At 72.7% G+C, this 15,589-nt stretch carries 16 protein-coding genes; 7 read left to right on the forward strand and 9 right to left on the reverse strand.

The window, feature by feature from the left end; all coding sequences use genetic code 11:
- Positions 1–90 precede the first annotated feature (90 nt).
- Positions 91–567: a MarR family winged helix-turn-helix transcriptional regulator gene (locus tag ACFWPQ_RS37410; RefSeq protein ID WP_384045093.1), complete on the reverse strand. Its 477-nt coding sequence runs from the start codon at positions 565–567 to the stop codon at positions 91–93.
- 291 nt (positions 568–858) lie between these two features.
- Between ACFWPQ_RS37410 and ACFWPQ_RS37415 the strand changes: the two genes are divergently transcribed.
- From ACFWPQ_RS37415 to ACFWPQ_RS37425, 3 genes are all read left to right on the forward strand, one after another.
- Positions 859–1,959, forward strand: coding sequence for an MBL fold metallo-hydrolase (locus ACFWPQ_RS37415; RefSeq protein ID WP_384045096.1), 1,101 nt, complete (start codon positions 859–861; stop codon positions 1,957–1,959).
- Between the two features lie 163 nt (positions 1,960–2,122).
- The gene (locus ACFWPQ_RS37420; RefSeq protein ID WP_384045099.1) at positions 2,123–2,824 is read left to right on the forward strand and encodes an SDR family NAD(P)-dependent oxidoreductase; all 702 of its coding nucleotides are present in this window, start codon (positions 2,123–2,125) and stop codon (positions 2,822–2,824) included.
- A gap of 100 nt (positions 2,825–2,924) precedes the next feature.
- Positions 2,925–3,341 (forward strand): nuclear transport factor 2 family protein, encoded by a 417-nt coding sequence (locus ACFWPQ_RS37425; protein WP_384045102.1) that lies wholly within the window; start codon positions 2,925–2,927, stop codon positions 3,339–3,341.
- Between the two features lie 126 nt (positions 3,342–3,467).
- Here the strand turns inward: ACFWPQ_RS37425 and ACFWPQ_RS37430 are convergent, their stop codons facing one another.
- From ACFWPQ_RS37430 to ACFWPQ_RS37450, 5 genes are all read right to left on the reverse strand, one after another.
- Complete coding sequence (locus ACFWPQ_RS37430; RefSeq protein ID WP_384045270.1) at positions 3,468–4,166, reverse strand: LuxR C-terminal-related transcriptional regulator; 699 nt, start codon at positions 4,164–4,166, stop codon at positions 3,468–3,470.
- Between the two features lie 129 nt (positions 4,167–4,295).
- Positions 4,296–4,955: a response regulator gene (locus tag ACFWPQ_RS37435; protein ID WP_384045104.1), complete on the reverse strand. Its 660-nt coding sequence runs from the start codon at positions 4,953–4,955 to the stop codon at positions 4,296–4,298.
- The gene (locus tag ACFWPQ_RS37440; protein ID WP_384045106.1) at positions 4,952–6,328 is read right to left on the reverse strand and encodes a sensor histidine kinase; all 1,377 of its coding nucleotides are present in this window, start codon (positions 6,326–6,328) and stop codon (positions 4,952–4,954) included. The genes ACFWPQ_RS37435 and ACFWPQ_RS37440 overlap by 4 nt, the downstream gene beginning before the upstream one ends.
- 49 nt (positions 6,329–6,377) lie before the next feature.
- Positions 6,378–7,202, reverse strand: coding sequence for an ABC transporter permease (locus ACFWPQ_RS37445; RefSeq protein ID WP_384045109.1), 825 nt, complete (start codon positions 7,200–7,202; stop codon positions 6,378–6,380).
- Complete coding sequence (locus tag ACFWPQ_RS37450) at positions 7,202–8,131, reverse strand: ABC transporter ATP-binding protein (RefSeq protein ID WP_384045112.1); 930 nt, start codon at positions 8,129–8,131, stop codon at positions 7,202–7,204. Before ACFWPQ_RS37450 ends, ACFWPQ_RS37445 begins: the two co-directional genes overlap by 1 nt.
- Positions 8,132–8,450: 319 nt before the next feature.
- Here ACFWPQ_RS37450 and ACFWPQ_RS37455 point away from each other — a divergent pair, with 319 nt between their 5' ends.
- Both ACFWPQ_RS37455 and ACFWPQ_RS37460 read left to right on the forward strand, forming a co-directional pair.
- Positions 8,451–8,633: a hypothetical protein gene (locus tag ACFWPQ_RS37455; protein WP_384045115.1), complete on the forward strand. Its 183-nt coding sequence runs from the start codon at positions 8,451–8,453 to the stop codon at positions 8,631–8,633.
- Between the two features lie 46 nt (positions 8,634–8,679).
- On the forward strand, positions 8,680–10,374 hold the full coding sequence (locus ACFWPQ_RS37460) for an RNA polymerase sigma factor (RefSeq protein WP_384045116.1): 1,695 nt from the start codon (positions 8,680–8,682) through the stop codon (positions 10,372–10,374).
- Positions 10,375–10,440: 66 nt separating this feature from the next.
- Here the strand turns inward: ACFWPQ_RS37460 and ACFWPQ_RS37465 are convergent, their stop codons facing one another.
- Together ACFWPQ_RS37465 and ACFWPQ_RS37470 are read right to left on the reverse strand one after the other, a co-directional pair.
- Positions 10,441–11,133 carry a glycerophosphodiester phosphodiesterase gene (locus ACFWPQ_RS37465; protein WP_384045119.1) on the reverse strand — a complete coding sequence of 231 codons (693 nt, stop codon included), beginning with the start codon at positions 11,131–11,133 and terminating at the stop codon, positions 10,441–10,443.
- A 55-nt stretch (positions 11,134–11,188) separates the two neighbouring features.
- Complete coding sequence (locus ACFWPQ_RS37470; RefSeq protein ID WP_384045122.1) at positions 11,189–12,385, reverse strand: adenosine deaminase; 1,197 nt, start codon at positions 12,383–12,385, stop codon at positions 11,189–11,191.
- A 37-nt stretch (positions 12,386–12,422) separates the two neighbouring features.
- Between ACFWPQ_RS37470 and ACFWPQ_RS37475 the strand changes: the two genes are divergently transcribed.
- Positions 12,423–13,148 carry a DUF4190 domain-containing protein gene (locus ACFWPQ_RS37475; RefSeq protein WP_384045124.1) on the forward strand — a complete coding sequence of 242 codons (726 nt, stop codon included), beginning with the start codon at positions 12,423–12,425 and terminating at the stop codon, positions 13,146–13,148.
- A gap of 122 nt (positions 13,149–13,270) precedes the next feature.
- Here ACFWPQ_RS37475 and ACFWPQ_RS37480 read toward each other — a convergent pair whose 3' ends face one another.
- Positions 13,271–13,840 (reverse strand): NADAR family protein, encoded by a 570-nt coding sequence (locus tag ACFWPQ_RS37480; protein ID WP_384045127.1) that lies wholly within the window; start codon positions 13,838–13,840, stop codon positions 13,271–13,273.
- A gap of 208 nt (positions 13,841–14,048) precedes the next feature.
- Between ACFWPQ_RS37480 and ACFWPQ_RS37485 the strand changes: the two genes are divergently transcribed.
- Complete coding sequence (locus tag ACFWPQ_RS37485; protein ID WP_384045130.1) at positions 14,049–15,584, forward strand: gamma-aminobutyraldehyde dehydrogenase; 1,536 nt, start codon at positions 14,049–14,051, stop codon at positions 15,582–15,584.
- Positions 15,585–15,589 lie beyond the last annotated feature (5 nt).

A 15,589-nucleotide genomic window follows, 5' to 3' on the forward strand; every position in this document is an offset into this window, starting at 1 on the left:
CCTGCGTGTTTCACGGACTCCGGACGGCGGCCCACGACCCGTTTGTGGTGCGCATCGCAGTGGAGACCGGGTGGCGGGGCTCCCCGGTGGTCAGCCGCGGCGCGCGGTGGCGTAGGCGCGTTCGAGTTCCGCGACCGTGCTGAGGAAGTCGGCGCCCCGCAGCCGGTGCAGGGTCTCGGTGGCGAGGCGGTCGAGCGTGCGCCAGAGATCGGCGAGCGGCTCGCGGAGCGCCTCGCCGTCGGCGGTGAGCGAGACGATGAAGGCCCGGCGGTCGTGCTCGGCGCGGGCCCGGGCGACCAGGCCGGCGTCCTCCATGCGGCGGATCGACCGCGAGACCGTGGAGTGGTCGAGCCCGACCGCCTGCTGCAGCTCGGCCTGGGTCTGGCCGTCCCGGTCGAAGAGCCGCATCAGGATCAGTTCCTGACCGGGGTGCAGGCCGAGCTTCAGGAGGAGTTCGGCGCCGTAGCCGTGCAACTCGCGGGAGAGCGCGAAGAGCCCGAAGCTGACCGGGGCGCGCTCGACGAGGCTGGGCCGAGGCATCACCGGGTCGGGCTTCGCGGCTGGCATGGCGCTCCTCGTCTGACGGGCGATGGCGGGCGGTGGTGGGAGACGGTGGGAGGCGGCGGGCGGAAACTCGCCGCTTCCGGGGCTGGGAATACCTTAGTCGGAGCGGGTGTTGGGAGCCGGTTCTCCGGCGGACTCCCGAGGGTCTGCGCATGTCCGGAGTCGCACCGCGGCCGCGAACAAGTTGCTTGCTTAGGCAAGCTATTCGGGGCTACGGTGAACGCGTTGCGCCGGGCGGGAGCCGATGGGGCGGATCGCCCTGGCCTGCCCGGAACCGTTCCGAAAGGAATCGACATGTCATCCAGCTCCGCATCCGGAACCGACCGCCGTTCGTTCCTCGCCAGAGTCGCCGCGGCCACCGCCGTACCGGCTGCCGCGGCCCTGGCCGCCGGCGGCACCGCGACGACGGCCTCGGCGGCCGGCGCGCGCGCCTCGGCCGCCGGATCCCCCGGTGCCGGCCTGCCGGACTACGCGCCGGTGCCCGCGGGCTCCCTCGGACCGGCGGTGAACAGCCAGGGCTACTACGTGGGCCGCGTCCAGCGCAATCTCTACTGGGTGACCGACGGCGACTACCAGGCCGCCTTCCTCACCACCCGGGACGGGGTCGTGCTCTTCGACGCCCCGCCGACCATCGGCCACAACCTGCAGCGCGCGATAGACGAGATCGCCGCCGCCAACGGCACCAGCAACAAGGTCACCCACATCGTCCACTCGCACCACCACTCCGACCACGTCGGCGCGTCCGGGCTCTTCGGCAAGCACGTGGTGCGGATCGGGCACGAGGAGAACCGCCGGCTGCTGCTGCGCGACAACAACCCGAACAAGCCCGCGCCCGACGTCACCTTCGCCGACCGCTACACCCTGCACGTCGGCGGCGAGCGGGTCGAACTCGCCCACCACGGCAGCAACCACGCGCCGGACAACATCTACATCCGGTTCCCGCACCACGACACGCTGATGCTGGTCGACATCACCATCCCGGGCTGGGCCCCGTTCGGCGCGCTCAACTACAGCGAGGACATCCAGGGTTACCTCGCCGCCCCGGCCAAGGCGCTGTCGTACCCCTGGAAGCACCACATCGCCGGTCACATGGGGCGGCTCGGCACCCGGGGCGACGTCACCGTGCACCAGCAGTACATCGACGACCTGACCACGTCGATCGAACAGGCCCTCGGGACCGTCGACTACGGCGTCTACGCGGCGAAGTACGGCAACAACATCTGGGCCGTCGTCAAGACCTGGCTCGACGAGGTCTGCCGGCAGGCGGCGGCCCCGGTCGCGGCCAAGTACACCGGCACGCTCGCCGCGGCCGACGTCTTCACCGAGAGCAGCGCCTTCTCGCTGGTGGAGTCCCTCCGGCTGGACCTGGGCCTGGGCAGCGCCATCCACGACTGACCGGGTTTCGTCTCCCCATCCCCAGATAATTGCTTACGCGAGCAACAAAGACGGCCGGTGCGGTACGTCGACGGCCGGGGCAGCCGCCGACGTGCCGCACCGGCGCATGCGTCGCCGCCCGCACCCACCCCCGCCCCACCCTCACCGTCGTCTGGAGCACTTGATGTCCGAAACCCCCACCACCCCCAGGGTCGCCGTCGTCGTGGGCGGGGCCGGGGCCATCGGCGGCGCCATCGTGCGCGAGCTGACCGCGCGCGGCCATGTCGTACGGGTCCTGGACCGCGCCGGCGACATCGTCTGCGACCTGGCCGACGCCGAGGGCGTACGGGCGGGCGCGCGCCGCGTGCTGGCCGAGCACGGGCGGTGCGACGTGCTGGTGCACGCGGCCGCCGCCACCGACCTGATGGAGGTGGAGACCCTCGACCTGGATGCCTGGCGCCGGGTCCAGGCGGTCAACGTCGAGTCCGCGGTGCTGCTCGCCCAGGCGTTCGTGCCCGGGATGCGGGAGCGCGGCTTCGGCCGGATCGTGCACATCGTCTCCGACACCTTCTGGAAGCCGCCGAGCCCGGATCTGCTGGCGTACGTGACCAGCAAGGGCGCGCTGATCGGCCTCACCCGGTCGCTCGCCGCATCGCTCGGGCGGTACGGGATCGCGGTGACCGGTGTGGCGCCCGGGCTGACCCGGACCGCGTCCACGGCGTACCAGGCGGACGCCGCCTTCGAGGCCTCGCAGGCCGGGCAGGCGCTGCCCCGCGCGCTGACGCCCGAGGACGTGTCGGCCACGGTCGGCTTCCTGGCGGGCGACGCGGCCGAGGCGTTGACCGGCCAGATCCTGACCGTGGACGGCGGGGGCCTGTTCACGTGAACCGTGGACCGGACCGCTTGACTTATGTGGCTAGCCAAGTAATTATGTGGCTAGCCACATTAATGCGTGGCCCACTTCGCATCACGATGGGAAACGAACCATGGGCGAGACCCTTTCCGCTGCCGACCTGGTGCGGCGCAGCCTCGACATCTTCCTCTCCAAGGACATGAAGGCCTGGGCGGACCAGTGCGACGAGAACGTCGTCGTCGAGTTCCCCTTCGCCCCCGAGGGCAGCCCCGCCCGGCTGGAGGGCCGGGCGGCCGTCTACGAGTACCTGAAGGGCTACCCCGACCTCATCGACGTGCACCGGATCACGTCGGCGACCGTCCACGCCACCGACGACCCGGACACGGCCGTCGCCGACTGGAGCGTCACCGGCCGGGTGCTGGCCAACGGGAACCCGTACGACATGAGTTACGCGACGTTCGTGACGTTCAAGGACGGCAGGATCGTCAAGTACCGCGAGTACTGGAACCCGCTGGCGTTCCTCAAGGCACTGGGCGGCGAGAGCTTTTAAGCGGACCTGTGCCCCGTAAGGGGCGCGGGACCCTATCCGATATGCGGCTACCGCCGCGTGGGCGCGACCAGCCACGACGGCGCCGCGGACGAACGACGGCGCATCGCGGCCAGTGCAGCGGAGCGCTCACGCCGCCGGCCGGATCAGCCCCGACTCGTAGGCGAAGGTCACCGCCTGCACCCGGGCGCGGGCGCCGATCTTCGCGAGGACGTTGCTGACGTGGGTCTTCACGGTGGTCGGGGCGATGGACAGCCACTGTGCGATCTCGGCGTTGGTCCAGCCGGCGGCCACGGCGATCAGGACGTCGCGCTCGCGCTCGGTGAGGGTGCCGAGTCCTGAGGTGCGGGGGAGGGGGCGGACGGTGTGCTGCTGGCGGACGGCGTCGATGAGCGCACGGGTCAGACCGGGCGTGATGACGGCGTCGCCGGCGGCCACCACCCGGATGGCCGCGGTCAGTTCGGCCGGGTCGGCGTCGTCGAGCAGGAAGCCGCCGGCGCCCGCCCGCAGGGCCGCCCAGGCATCCGCCTCCTGCTCGGCCGCGGTCAGCACCAGGACCCGGGAGAGGGCCGCCGCCTCGCCGGCGAAGCCGGGGGCGCGGGTCCGGGCGGCCGGGCGGGCGATGCGCCGGATGGTGTCGATCGCGTCCGCGCGGGCGAGGTGGCTGTCCATCAGGACGACGTCGGGGTGGAGGGCGGCGCTCGCACGGATCGCCTCGTCCCCGTCCGCCGCCTCCCCGACCACCGTCAGGCCGGGCTCGGCGGCGAGGAGCATACGCAGGGCGAGGCGCTGGAGGGATTGGTCGTTGACGACGAGTACGGAGACCATGCCTGTCTTCTCCATGCGAGGTCCGTTCCGTGAACGAAACAGTTTCGTTCACATGCTACGCCTGGAACCAGCGCATCGGGAGAGGGGGGTCCCACCGCCCGGCGGCCGGTGCCAGGAGCGGCGGTCCGGCTACTTGGCGCGGACCAGTCCGGCGTCGTACGCCGTGATCACGGCCTGGATCCGGTCCCGCGCCCCGATCTTGGCGAGGACCCGGCCGACATGCTTCTTGACGGTCGACTCGGTGAGCACGAGACGCTCGGCGATCTCGGTGTTGTTCCAGCCCAGGCCGATGGCGACCAGGACCTCGCGCTCGCGGTCGGACAGCGAGCGCAGCCGGGGGTCCTCGACGGCGGCGGTGGGCGCCAGCACCCGGTGGGCGTAGGCGTCCAGGAGGCGCCGGGTCAGCGAGGGCGCCACCACGGCCTCGCCGCTGGCCACCGCGTGGATGCCCGCGACCAGTTCCTCCGGGCGGGCGTCCTTGAGCAGGAAGCCGCTGGCCCCCGCGCGCAGCCCGTCGTACGCGTACTCGTCGAGGTCGAAGGTGGTCACGATGAGGACGCGGGTGCGGCCGCCGGTGGCGACGATCCGCCGGGTCGCCTCCAGGCCGTCCATGCCGGGCATCCGGATGTCCATGAGGACGACGTCCGGCCGCAGTTCGGCGGCGAGCCGCACGGCCTCCGCGCCGTGCTCCGCCTCACCGACCGGCTCGAGACCGGGCGTGCCCTCCAGCAGCATCCGCACGCCCATCCGCTGCAGCGGCTGGTCGTCGGCGATCAGTACGGTCGTCACAACTGCTCTCCCGGAGCCGGCGGGGCGGGTGGTGCGGGCGATGCGGGCGATCCGGGTGGCGCGGAGGGCACGTCGAGGACGACGTCGACCAGCCAGCCGGAGCCGCCCTCGCGCGGCCCGGCGACGACCGTGCCGCCGTACATCGCGGCCCGCTGCCGGATGCCGACCAGGCCGTGACCGGCGGTGTCGTCGGACGGCTCCGGCTCCGGCGCCGTGCCGGTGTCCGCGACCCGGACCCGCACCTCGCCCGGCGCGACGGCCACCGTCACCTCGGCGGACGCGCTCGGCCCGGCGTGCCTGAGGGTGTTGGTCAGCGACTCCTGGACGATCCGGTAGACGGTGAGCTGGACGCCGTCGCCCAGCGCGTCGGGGTCGCCCACCGTCCGGTACGTCACCGGCAGCCCGGCCGCCCGGACCCGGGCCAGCAGCGGGTCCAGGTCCCCGATGCCCGGCTGCGGCGCGAGCGGCCGCTCCTCGTCGGCGCCCTCGCGCAGCACGCCGAGGACCCGGCGCAGTTCGCTCATCGCCTGCCGGCCGGTGTCGCCCAGGATCCGCAGGGACTCCGCGGACCGCTCGCCCCGGTTGCCGGCGAGGACCGCGGCGCCGTCGGCGACGCTGACCATCACGGAGAGGTTGTGGCCGACGATGTCGTGCATCTCCCGCGCGACCCGGGACCGCTCGGCGGCCGCGGTCAGCCGCACCCGCTGCTCCTGTTCGACCTCCAGCTGCCGGGCGCGGTCCTCCAGGGCCGCCAGGTACAGCCCCCGGATCCGGACCGTCAGGCCGACGGCGATCGCCGCGGTCATGGTGCCGAGCAGGAAGAAGGAGCCGAGCAGCGGATGCTCGATCGGCGCCAGGGCGTAGACGGCCAGGGCCAGGGAGCCGACGCTCAGCCCGACCGCCCAGCCCAGTACACGCAGGGAGCCGTTGCGGGCCAGGGTGTACAGGGCGATGAGCGTGGCGGTGCCCGCCCGCAGCCAGACCCCCGCCGACCACTCGACCAGGTTCACCGCGAGGATCGTGAAGTACACGGTGGCCGGGGCCCGGCGGCGCCACCACAGCGGAACGACCAGCGCGGCGACGAAGACGTACAGGACAGCGGGGCGCAGCGCGTCCCGGGCGGTCTCGTCCCCGAAAGGGGATCCGTGGTCGACCATCAGCAGGTCGGGCAGGCTGACCATCAGCACGAACAGCACCGTGGCGGTGTCGAGCAGCCACGGATGCCGCCGGTCCAGCTGCCGGCGGCGGCTGCGGTCGCGCAGCATCCGGCCCAGCAGCGGATGCGCCCAGGCCGCGTCGAACCCGGGGGGCGGCGTGCTCGCCGTCCCCCGGGCGGTGTCCCCGGCGGCTGCCGCGCGGTGCGGCGGACTCATGTCGACCATTGTCCTCGGGTCCAGGGGTATCGGGTGTGTCGGACCCGGCTCAGACGTCGGTCCTGACCAGCCGGTATGCCGCCCCGGCCAGGGTCAGGGCCACCCAGCCGGCGAAGACCGCGATGCCCGCCCCGGGCGACAGGGCGTCGGAGGACTGGTGCAGGGCGTACACCGCCTGGCCGGCGTTGCTCGGGAAGTAGGGGCTGAGGGTGTCGTACCAGGAGTCCGGCAGCAGCGAGGCCAGGCCGGGGAGGATCAGCAGGATGCCGACCAGGGAGGCGATGGCCCCGGCGGAGTTGCGCAGCAGCACGCCCAGCGCCACGCCGAAGACGGCGACCAGACCGAGATAGAGACCGGCCCCGGCCAGGCTGCGCAGCACCCCGTCGTCGCCGAGGGACAGGGAGATCTTCTCGCCGTCCAGACCGGGCGAGCCCAGACCGAACGCGGCCAGCGTGCCGAGCGTGGCGAGGACCAGCGCGATCGGGCCGAGCACGGCGGCCTTCGCCCACAGCACCGGGAGCCGGCGCGGGACGGCGGTGAGCGTGGAGCGGATCATGCCGGTGCTGTACTCGCCCGCCGACAGCAGCACCCCGAGCACACCCACGGCCAGCGACGCGAAGGTCACGCCGGTCAGGGCCAGGCTGACCGCGTCGCTCGCGCCGGTGTCCCCGCCGGGCGGGCCGCCCGCCGTGGTGCCGGCGCTGTAGGTGTAGCTGGCGATCGTCCCGAACAGGACCAGCAGGAACACGGCGACCGCGAGGGTGATCCAACTGGAGCGCAGCGACCAGAACTTGGCCCACTCCGAGCGCAGCACCCGGCCGCCGGTCACCTTGTAGGTCGTCGGACGGGCGGGGGCGATGCTGGTGACGGTCATCAGGCGGCCTTTCGTGCGGTACCGACCGGAGCGCTCTGGTACTCGACCACGTCCCGGGTGAGGTCCATGAACGCCGTCTCCAGAGAGACGGCCTGCGGGGTCAGCTCGTACAGCGTTACGCCGTGCAGGGCGGCGATCGTCCCGATCTCCCGGGCGTCCCGGCCCGCGACCAGCAGCTCCTCGGCGGACGAGGAGGTGATCGTGACGTCGGGTCCGGCCAGCAGCGAGCGCAGCCTCGCGGGCTCGCCGGTGACGACCTTCACGCCACCGCCGCCCGCCTCCCGGGTGAAGTCCTCGACCGTGGTGTCCGCGAGCAGCCTGCCCCGGCCGATGATCACCAGGTGGTCGGCGATCAGCGCGGTCTCGCTCATCAGGTGCGAGGAGAGCATCACGGCCCGCCCCTCGTCGGCCAGTTGACGCAGCAGGTTGCGGACCCAGAGCACGCCCTCGGGGTCGAGGCCGTTGACCGGTTCGTCGAGCATCACGATCGCCGGGTCGCCGAGCAGCGCCGAGGCGATGCCGAGCCGCTGGCCCATGCCGAGCGAGAAGGCGCCGACCCGCTTGCCGGCCACGCTGGTGAGCCCGGCCAGCTCGATGACCTCGTCGACGCGGCTGCGCGGAATGCCGTGCGTGTACGCGAGCGCCATGAGGTGGTTGAGCGCGCTGCGCCCCGGGTGGACGGACTTGGCCTCCAGGAGGCTGCCGATCTCGTGCAGGGGCGCGGAGTGCCCGGCGTAGGAACGGCCGTTGACGGTGACCGAGCCGTGGGTGGGCGCGTCCAGGCCGACGATCATCCGCATCGTCGTGGACTTGCCCGCGCCGTTGGGGCCGAGGAAGCCGGTCACCTCGCCGGGCTTCACGGTGAAGCTGAGACGGTCGACGACGGTCTTGTCGCCATAGCGCTTTGTCAGTTCGCGCGCTTCGATCATGGAGCTGGGCCTTCCTGCCTCGTACTCGGTCGCGGTCGGTCTCGTCGCGGTGTCCGTTGTCGAAGGTAGGAGCGGGCGGCCTCCGGGCCCTGGGACCCCGGGGGAATCTTCGGCGGGGGACTGGTACCGGGGTACCAATGGCCGCTCATCCCCAGGGGCGACCTCGCGGGCGGGTGATCGGGTGTCGGGTGATCGGGTGACCGCGCGTCCGGGCGACCGGCGATCGGGCCATCGTTCATATCTCGCATGGCCATGGCCCGGCGGCCGATTCACAGGGGCGGACCGGAGGACCGGGGAAGCGGCCCGCGTCGAGCGCGGGGTGCCCCTGCGGGCGCGGGTGCGCGCGCTGCTCGTCGTCGCGGGCGTCACCGCCGCCCCCGCGCTGCTCGCGCCCACGGCGGCGCGGGCGGCGGGCCGGCGGACCAGGACGGTCGCCGCGGGGGAGAACCCGGGGCGAGAAAAGTGTTATCCCGGAACCCCGTACTCCGTCTCCACACTGTGATCCCCGACATTGCCAAGGCCACCGCCCCTGCTGAGAAGGTGCGGTTATGAGGACGGACGTGCAGCTGTCGCGGCAGTGGCGGGCGACGGTCGCGGCCGCGCAGGCGGGCGACCGGCGTGCGCTGGACGAACTGGTCGAGGGCTGGCTGCCGTTGGTCTACAACGTGGTCGGCCGCGCCCTCAACGGCCACGCCGACGTGGACGACGTCGTCCAGGAGACCATGCTGCGCGCCGTAGACAACCTCGGCACCCTGCGCGACCCGGACAGCTTCCGGTCCTGGCTGGTGGCCATCGCCATGCGGCAGATCCGGGACCGGGCGCGCCGCAGACAGGACCGGAAACTGGACGAGGCAGTTCCGGACGGTACCGCCGACTTCGCCGAACTCACCGTGCTGCGGCTTCAGTTGGAGGGGCAGCGGCGGGAGGTCGCGGAGGCCGTGCGCTGGCTGGACGCCGAGGACCGGCAGCTGGTGTCGCTGTGGTGGCTGGAGGTGTCGGGCGAACTCACCCGGCGTGAACTGGCGTCGGCCGTCGGCATCAGCCGGCAGCACGCCGCCGTCCGCGTGCAGCGGATGAAGGAGCGGCTGGAGACCTCGCGCGGCATCGTGCGCGCGCTGGACGGGGCCTGCCCCGAACTGCGCGAGCTGACCGCCCGCTGGGACGGGCGGCCCGACTCCGTCTGGCGCAAGCGGCTGGCCCGGCACATCCGGGGCTGCGGCTACTGCGGCGACACCCGTGACTCCGTCGTACCGGCGGAACGGCTGCTGGTCGGGATCGCCCTGGTGCCGGTCCCGGTCGGTTTCGCGCTGGCGCTGGCGCTCGGCGCCAAGACGGCGGCCGCGGCCGCGGGCGGTTCCGCGTCCGTCGGCTGGTCGGCGAAGGTGCTGGGCGCGCTGGCCAAGCCGGCGGTGGCGGTGACCGCCGGGGCGACGATCGTGGCGGGCGGCGCGTATGTCGTCGTACGGACGCCGCACGACCCGGCGCCGCGGACCGCGGTGTCGCCGACGGCGGCGGTCACGCGTGCGGTACCGCAGGCGCCGGCCACCACTCCCTCGCCGCCCTCTTCCGCCCCGCCGTCCTCGTCCCCGTCCTCCTCGGCTTCGGCGAGCGCGGCGGTCTACGGCTCGGTCGTCGACGCGGTCGACACGGCGCCGGACCCGGACACGAAGCCGGGCGCGTTGCCGCACCGGCCGGAGGGTGGGATCACCAGCAGCGGCGGGGCGCACGCGGTGCTGAATCACCGCGGCGACAGCGTGACCCTCAGTGGACGGGGCTATGTACTGGTCCGCTGGCAGATCTCACCGCAGTACCGGGCCGGGAGCCTGGTGATGCCGAGCTGGACCGGGCTGAAGGGGAAGATCTTCCACGTGGCGTCGGGGGGCGGGCGGCGGATGGACGACCGGGTGAGTACGACGGACACGTCCGCGACGGGGATGGGGAACTCGGCGGTCGGGTACGCGGTGCTCCCGTCGGGGGCGCAGCAGATGTGGCAGAACGAGTACTACTACGTCGACGGCAGCGTGACGTTCACGGTGAACGAGCGGGGGGCCGACTACGGGGTGAGCGTGTTTCCGTCGTCGTGGGACGCGGTGGAGAAGGACGTTCTTTCCGGGCCGCCGGAGGGGGCGACTCGGTACGGGCTGGTGCGGGACGACGGGACCGATGCGGCGCCGGTTCCGCAGTATGTGACGCGGTCGGTGCCGGGTGATCCGGCGACGGTGGCTCAGCGGTCGCGGGTTTAGCGCCGGCCGGTGGGGGCTTGTCGCGCCCACCCGGCGGAGCCGCATGTCAGGTACGGCCCCGCGCCCCTAAAGGGGCGCACTTTCGCGCAGGGTGTTGAGGAGATCGACCCTGTTCGTCGTGATGGAGTCGACGCTCATGTCCAGCAGGCGGCGCATCGAGCGGCGGGTGTCCGGGGTCCAGCACGAGACCAGGTGGCCGGCGCGGTGGACGTGTTCGACCAGTCCGGGGTCGAGCAGACTGAAGCGGTAGTTCAGGTAGCGGGGGCGGATCGCGGCCAGGAGCGCGGGGCGGGTCGGGGCCAGGGTCTTGCGGGTCAGGGCGATCTCGGCGGACGGGTCGGCCGCCCGGACCGCCAGCATCGCGACGGCGTCCCCCGTGTAGTAGACGCGGTCCGTCGCGCCGCACTCCCGGGCCACGGCCACGATCCTCGCCACCGCCCGCTCGCTCGGGTCCCCGGGCAGGTCGAGCATCACCCGGCTGCCCTCCGTCGCCGCCAGCGCCTCGGCGAGGGTCGGGACACCACCCGCGGTGAGGCCGCGCACCTCGTCCGCCGACAGGGTGCCCAGCGGGCGGTCGTGCTCCCACAGCCGCTTGAGCGTGCCGTCGTGCAGGAGGACGGGAACGCCGTCCCGGGTGAGCCGTACGTCCGTCTCCACCGCGTCCGCGCCCCGGCGGAGCGCGGAACGCAGGGAGTCGAGCGTGTTCTCGCGGAAGCGGTAGGGGTCGCCGCGGTGGGCCACGGCGGTCACGGTCTGCATGAGCCCATGGTCTCAGGGTTCGGCAGGGGTTCCGCAGCGGTTCCGCCGCGGCTCGTCAGGAGGCGAGCCACGCCTTCGTGTACGCGTCGATCTCGGCCGAGATCCTCGCCTTGCCCGCCAGGTCCAGGAAGGACGCCTCCACCGCGTTCTTCGCGAGGTCCGCGACGCCGCGCTCGTCGAGGCCGAGGAGGCGGGCGGCGACGGCGTACTCGTTGTTCAGGTTGGTGCCGAACATCGGCGGGTCGTCGGAGTTGACCGTGACCAGGACCCCGGCGGCCACGAAGTCCTTGATCGGGTGCTCTTCGAGGGTGCGGACCGCGCGGGTGGCGATGTTGGAGGTCGGGCACACCTCGAGCGCGATGCGGTGCTCGGCGAGGTGGGCGAGGAGCTTCGGGTCCTGCGCGGAGCTGGTGCCGTGGCCGATGCGCTCGGCGCGCAGGTGGGTCAGCGCGTCCCAGACCGTCTCGGGGCCGGTGGTCTCGCCCGCGTGCGGGACGGAGCGCAGGCCGGCCGCGACGGCCCGGTCGAAGTACGGCTTGAACTGCGGCCGGGGCACGCCGACCTCGGGGCCGCCGAGACCGAACGAGACCAGGCCCTCCGGGCGGAGCCGGTCGTCCGTCGCCAGCCGTGCCGTCTCCTCGGCGGCCTCCAGACCCGCCTCGCCCGGGATGTCGAAGCACCAGCGCAGCACCGTGCCGAACTCGGCCTCCGCCGCCTTCCGCGCGTCCTCGATCGCGTCCATGAAGGCCCGCGCGTCGATCCCGCGCCGGGTGGACGAGAACGGGGTGATCGTCAGCTCGGCGTAGCGCACCTGCTGGCGGGCCAGGTCACGGGCCACCTCGTAGGTGAGCAGCCGGACGTCCTCGGGCGTGCGGATCAGGTCGACCACCGACAGGTAGACGTCGATGAAGTGGGCGAAGTCCGTGAACGTGAAGTAGTCGGCCAGGGCCTCGGGGTCGGTCGGGACCTTGGAGTCGGCGTGCCGGGCGGCCAGTTCCGACACGATGCGGGGGGAGGCGGAGCCGACGTGGTGGACGTGCAGTTCGGCCTTGGGCAGTCCCGCGATGAAGGCGTGCACATCGCGCGGGGCGGCGGATTCGGCGTGACGGTCGGACAAGGGTTCCTCCCCGGAACGGCGCGGGCCGCCCATGGCGGGGTACGGCCGTGGGGCCCGACGCGGTGATCGGCTGATCGGTGACTCGGGGTCATCGTAGGCCGGGCCGGAGGTCGGCCGGGGGCCGGGCCGTAGCATGGCGGCGGCATACGTGCAGGAGAGGGGACATCACACGATGGCTGACGAGGTGCCGGAGACTCCGAAGGTACGGCTGGACAAGGGGGACGACGCCGGGGCGGGGCCGGAGGCACCGGTGACACCGGCGTCGGTCCATGAACAGCGGACGGTCGCGGAGATACCGGGGCCGGACGGCTCCGCCGACGCACCGGCGCAGGGCTGGGCCAACCCCTTCGCCGCGCCGTCCGACACGCGCCCGGCTCCGCCGGCCAACCCCTTCGCGGCGCCGGATCCCGCCGCACCGGCACCCAACCCCTACGCCCCGCCAGCGCCGCAGCCGCAGAGTGCGGCGGTGCCGCCACCGCCGATCGCCCCGAACGGGCCCGGTCAGGTCCCCTACGGCTACCCCGGCGGCCCTGCCTCCGCCCCGCCCGCGCCGGGATACGGCTATCCCGGCGGGCCGCTGCCGTCGTATCCGGCGCCGGGGCCGGGAGGGTACGGCGGCTGGCCGGGGATGCAGCCGGCGCCCGACAACGGGCTGGGGACGGCCGCCATGGTGACGGGGATCATCAGCGCGATCGGGTTCTGCGTGGCGCCGGTCGCGCTGGTGATGGGGGTGCTGGCCATCGTGTTCGGGTCGATCGGGCGGGGGCGGGTGAAGCGGGGCGTGGCGACGAACGGCGGGCAGGCGCTGGCCGGGATCATCTGCGGGTCGGCGGGGCTGGTGCTGGCCGCGGCGTTCATCACGCTGATCGTGGTGGCGGGGAGCCAGGCGAACCAATAGAGGTCGTCGTTCGGGTGCGGGTGGGTGGGGCTGGTGGCGCCCACGCGGCGGAGCCGCACATGGATACGGCCCCGCGCCCCTTTACGTGGGACCAGTTCCGTCGGTTGGAAGCCCTGCCCCTTTCATCGTTGTGCCCCCGCCACCCGCAACCGCTCCCTCGCCTCCATCAACGCGAACCCCAGCAGGTTCAGCCCCCTCCACCGGCCCGGATCCTCCGCCCCCGCATCCGTCGCCGTCAGACCGATCCCCCACACGCGGTCCATCGGGCTCGCCTCCACCAGGACCCGGTCGCCGGTTCCCAGGAGGAAGTCCCGTAGCCCGGGCTCGGCGGCGAACTTGTGCACGCTGCCCTCGGTGACGATGCCGAAGCGCTCCCGCTGCCATATCGCCTCTTCGAAGCCCCGCACCAGCCGGCCCGCCTTCTTCGCCTCGGCGGGGTGCCCCGCCGCCAGGACCGCGCGTTCCGCGTCCGCGTCCCCGAAGAGCCGGGCCTTTTCCGCCATCATCCAGTGCTCGGCGGTCGCGTATTCCACACCGTCGACCACGAAGCGTGACGGCCACCACTGGCTCAGGCAGCTCGCCGAGACCTGCCCGTCCGGCCGTGGCCGGTGTCCCCAGAAGTGCAGGTACCTGATCCTGGCCCCCGCCTGGACCGCCCTGATCAGGGCCTCCACAGAATCGATCTTCGCCATGCACGCCAGTCTGGCAGCCACCACTGACACTCCGTCCCGCCTTTTCGCTGCCGACTCGACACCTGGTCGACAGATTCCGTCGCGTAACCAAAAGGCAACAACGGAATCACTTGTTGGTCGCCCCCTGCTCTGTCAGGATCGGCAGTCAAATCGAGCTGGAGCTACGCCACCCGCCTCTCGGACGGGGTGACGGCGGAGGAGAAGCGACATGGACAACCCGGGCACCGCCACCCCGGAGACCTTCCCCGCGCAGGAGCGGCTCGCGGACGGCGCGCAGTACATCGCGGGACGGTTCGCCAAGGGCACGTCGGGCCGTACGCACGCCGTCGTGGACCCGGCCACCGGCGCGGAGGTGTACACGTACGAGCTGGCCGGCACGGAGGACGTCGACCGGGCCGTGGCCGCCGCGCGGGCCGCCTTTCCGGGGTGGGCCGGGACGACCCCCGGCGAGCGGTCGGACGCGCTGCACCGGTTCGCCGCCGTGCTCGCCGACCGCGCCGAGGAGTTCGCCCGCGCCGAGTCGCTCCAGTGCGGCAAGCCGCTGAAGCTCACCCGCGAGTTCGACGTGCCGGGGACCATCGACAACACCGCGTTCTTCGCGGGGGCCGCCCGGCACCTCCAGGGGCAGGCCGCCGCCGAGTACTCCGGCGACCACACGTCGTACATCCGCCGTGAGCCCATCGGTGTCGTCGGGTCGATCGCGCCGTGGAACTATCCGCTCCAGATGGCGGCCTGGAAGATCCTTCCGGCGATCGCCGCCGGCAACACCATCGTGCTCAAGCCGGCCGAGCTCACCCCGCTCACCTCACTGCTGTTCGCCGAGGCCGCGACCCTCGCCGGTATCCCCGACGGTGTCGTCAACATCGTCACGGGGACGGGCAAGGAGGCCGGCGAGCACCTCGTCGGGCATCCGGACGTGGCCATGACCTCCTTCACCGGGTCCACCGGCGTGGGCAAGCGGGTCGCCGAGGTCGCCACCGCCACCGTCAAGCGGCTGCACCTGGAGCTCGGCGGCAAGGCGCCCTTCGTGGTCTTCGACGACGCGGATCTGGAGGCGGCCGTGCACGGGGCCGTGGCCGGTTCGCTCATCAACACCGGGCAGGACTGCACCGCCGCCACGCGCGCGTACGTGCAGCGGCCGCTCTACGAGGCCTTCGTCGAGCGCACGGCCGCCCTGATGGAGACCGTGCGGCTCGGGGACCCGTTCGCTCCCGGTACCGACCTCGGGCCGCTGATCTCGCACGCACAGCGGGACCGGGTCGCCGGGTTCGTGGAGCGGGCGCGCGGCTACGCGCGCGTGGTGACCGGCGGCGAGCCGCCGCAGGACGAGCTCAAGAGCGGCGCGTACTACCGGCCCACCCTGATCGCCGACGCGCCGCAGGACAGCGAGATCGTCCAGTCCGAGATCTTCGGTCCGGTGCTGGTCGTTCTGCCGTTCGACGGTGATGATGAGGGCATCCGGCTGGCCAACGACACCCCGTACGGTCTGGCCGCCTCCGCGTGGACCGGCAGCGTCTACCGGGCGGGCCGCGCGACCCGCGAGATCAAGGCGGGGTGCGTGTGGGTCAACGACCACATTCCGATCATCAGCGAGATGCCGCACGGCGGCTACAAGGCGTCCGGCTTCGGCAAGGACATGTCGGCGTACTCGTTCGAGGAGTACACCCAGGTCAAGCACGTTATGTTCGACAATACGGCGGTGGCGCGGAAGGACTGGCACCGCACGATCTTCGGGGACCGATAGTCACA

Source organism: Streptomyces sp. NPDC058464, assembly GCF_042721035.1.
Taxonomy (GTDB): domain Bacteria; phylum Actinomycetota; class Actinomycetes; order Streptomycetales; family Streptomycetaceae; genus Streptomyces.

Bases quoted from the DNA above. Each gene is read 5' to 3' on its own strand.
- ACFWPQ_RS37410 (WP_384045093.1), bottom strand. From the start codon at position 567: ATGCCAGCCGCGAAGCCCGACCCGGTGATGCCTCGGCCCAGCCTCGTC.
- ACFWPQ_RS37415 (WP_384045096.1), top strand. From the start codon at position 859: ATGTCATCCAGCTCCGCATCCGGAACCGACCGCCGTTCGTTCCTCGCC.
- ACFWPQ_RS37420 (WP_384045099.1), top strand. From the start codon at position 2,123: ATGTCCGAAACCCCCACCACCCCCAGGGTCGCCGTCGTCGTGGGCGGG.
- ACFWPQ_RS37425 (WP_384045102.1), top strand. From the start codon at position 2,925: ATGGGCGAGACCCTTTCCGCTGCCGACCTGGTGCGGCGCAGCCTCGAC.
- ACFWPQ_RS37430 (WP_384045270.1), bottom strand. From the start codon at position 4,166: ATGGTCTCCGTACTCGTCGTCAACGACCAATCCCTCCAGCGCCTCGCC.
- ACFWPQ_RS37440 (WP_384045106.1), bottom strand. From the start codon at position 6,328: ATGAGTCCGCCGCACCGCGCGGCAGCCGCCGGGGACACCGCCCGGGGG.
- ACFWPQ_RS37445 (WP_384045109.1), bottom strand. From the start codon at position 7,202: ATGACCGTCACCAGCATCGCCCCCGCCCGTCCGACGACCTACAAGGTG.
- ACFWPQ_RS37450 (WP_384045112.1), bottom strand. From the start codon at position 8,131: ATGATCGAAGCGCGCGAACTGACAAAGCGCTATGGCGACAAGACCGTC.
- ACFWPQ_RS37460 (WP_384045116.1), top strand. From the start codon at position 8,680: ATGAGGACGGACGTGCAGCTGTCGCGGCAGTGGCGGGCGACGGTCGCG.
- ACFWPQ_RS37465 (WP_384045119.1), bottom strand. From the start codon at position 11,133: ATGCAGACCGTGACCGCCGTGGCCCACCGCGGCGACCCCTACCGCTTC.
- ACFWPQ_RS37470 (WP_384045122.1), bottom strand. From the start codon at position 12,385: ATGCTACGGCCCGGCCCCCGGCCGACCTCCGGCCCGGCCTACGATGAC.
- ACFWPQ_RS37475 (WP_384045124.1), top strand. From the start codon at position 12,423: ATGGCTGACGAGGTGCCGGAGACTCCGAAGGTACGGCTGGACAAGGGG.
- ACFWPQ_RS37480 (WP_384045127.1), bottom strand. From the start codon at position 13,840: ATGGCGAAGATCGATTCTGTGGAGGCCCTGATCAGGGCGGTCCAGGCG.
- ACFWPQ_RS37485 (WP_384045130.1), top strand. From the start codon at position 14,049: ATGGACAACCCGGGCACCGCCACCCCGGAGACCTTCCCCGCGCAGGAG.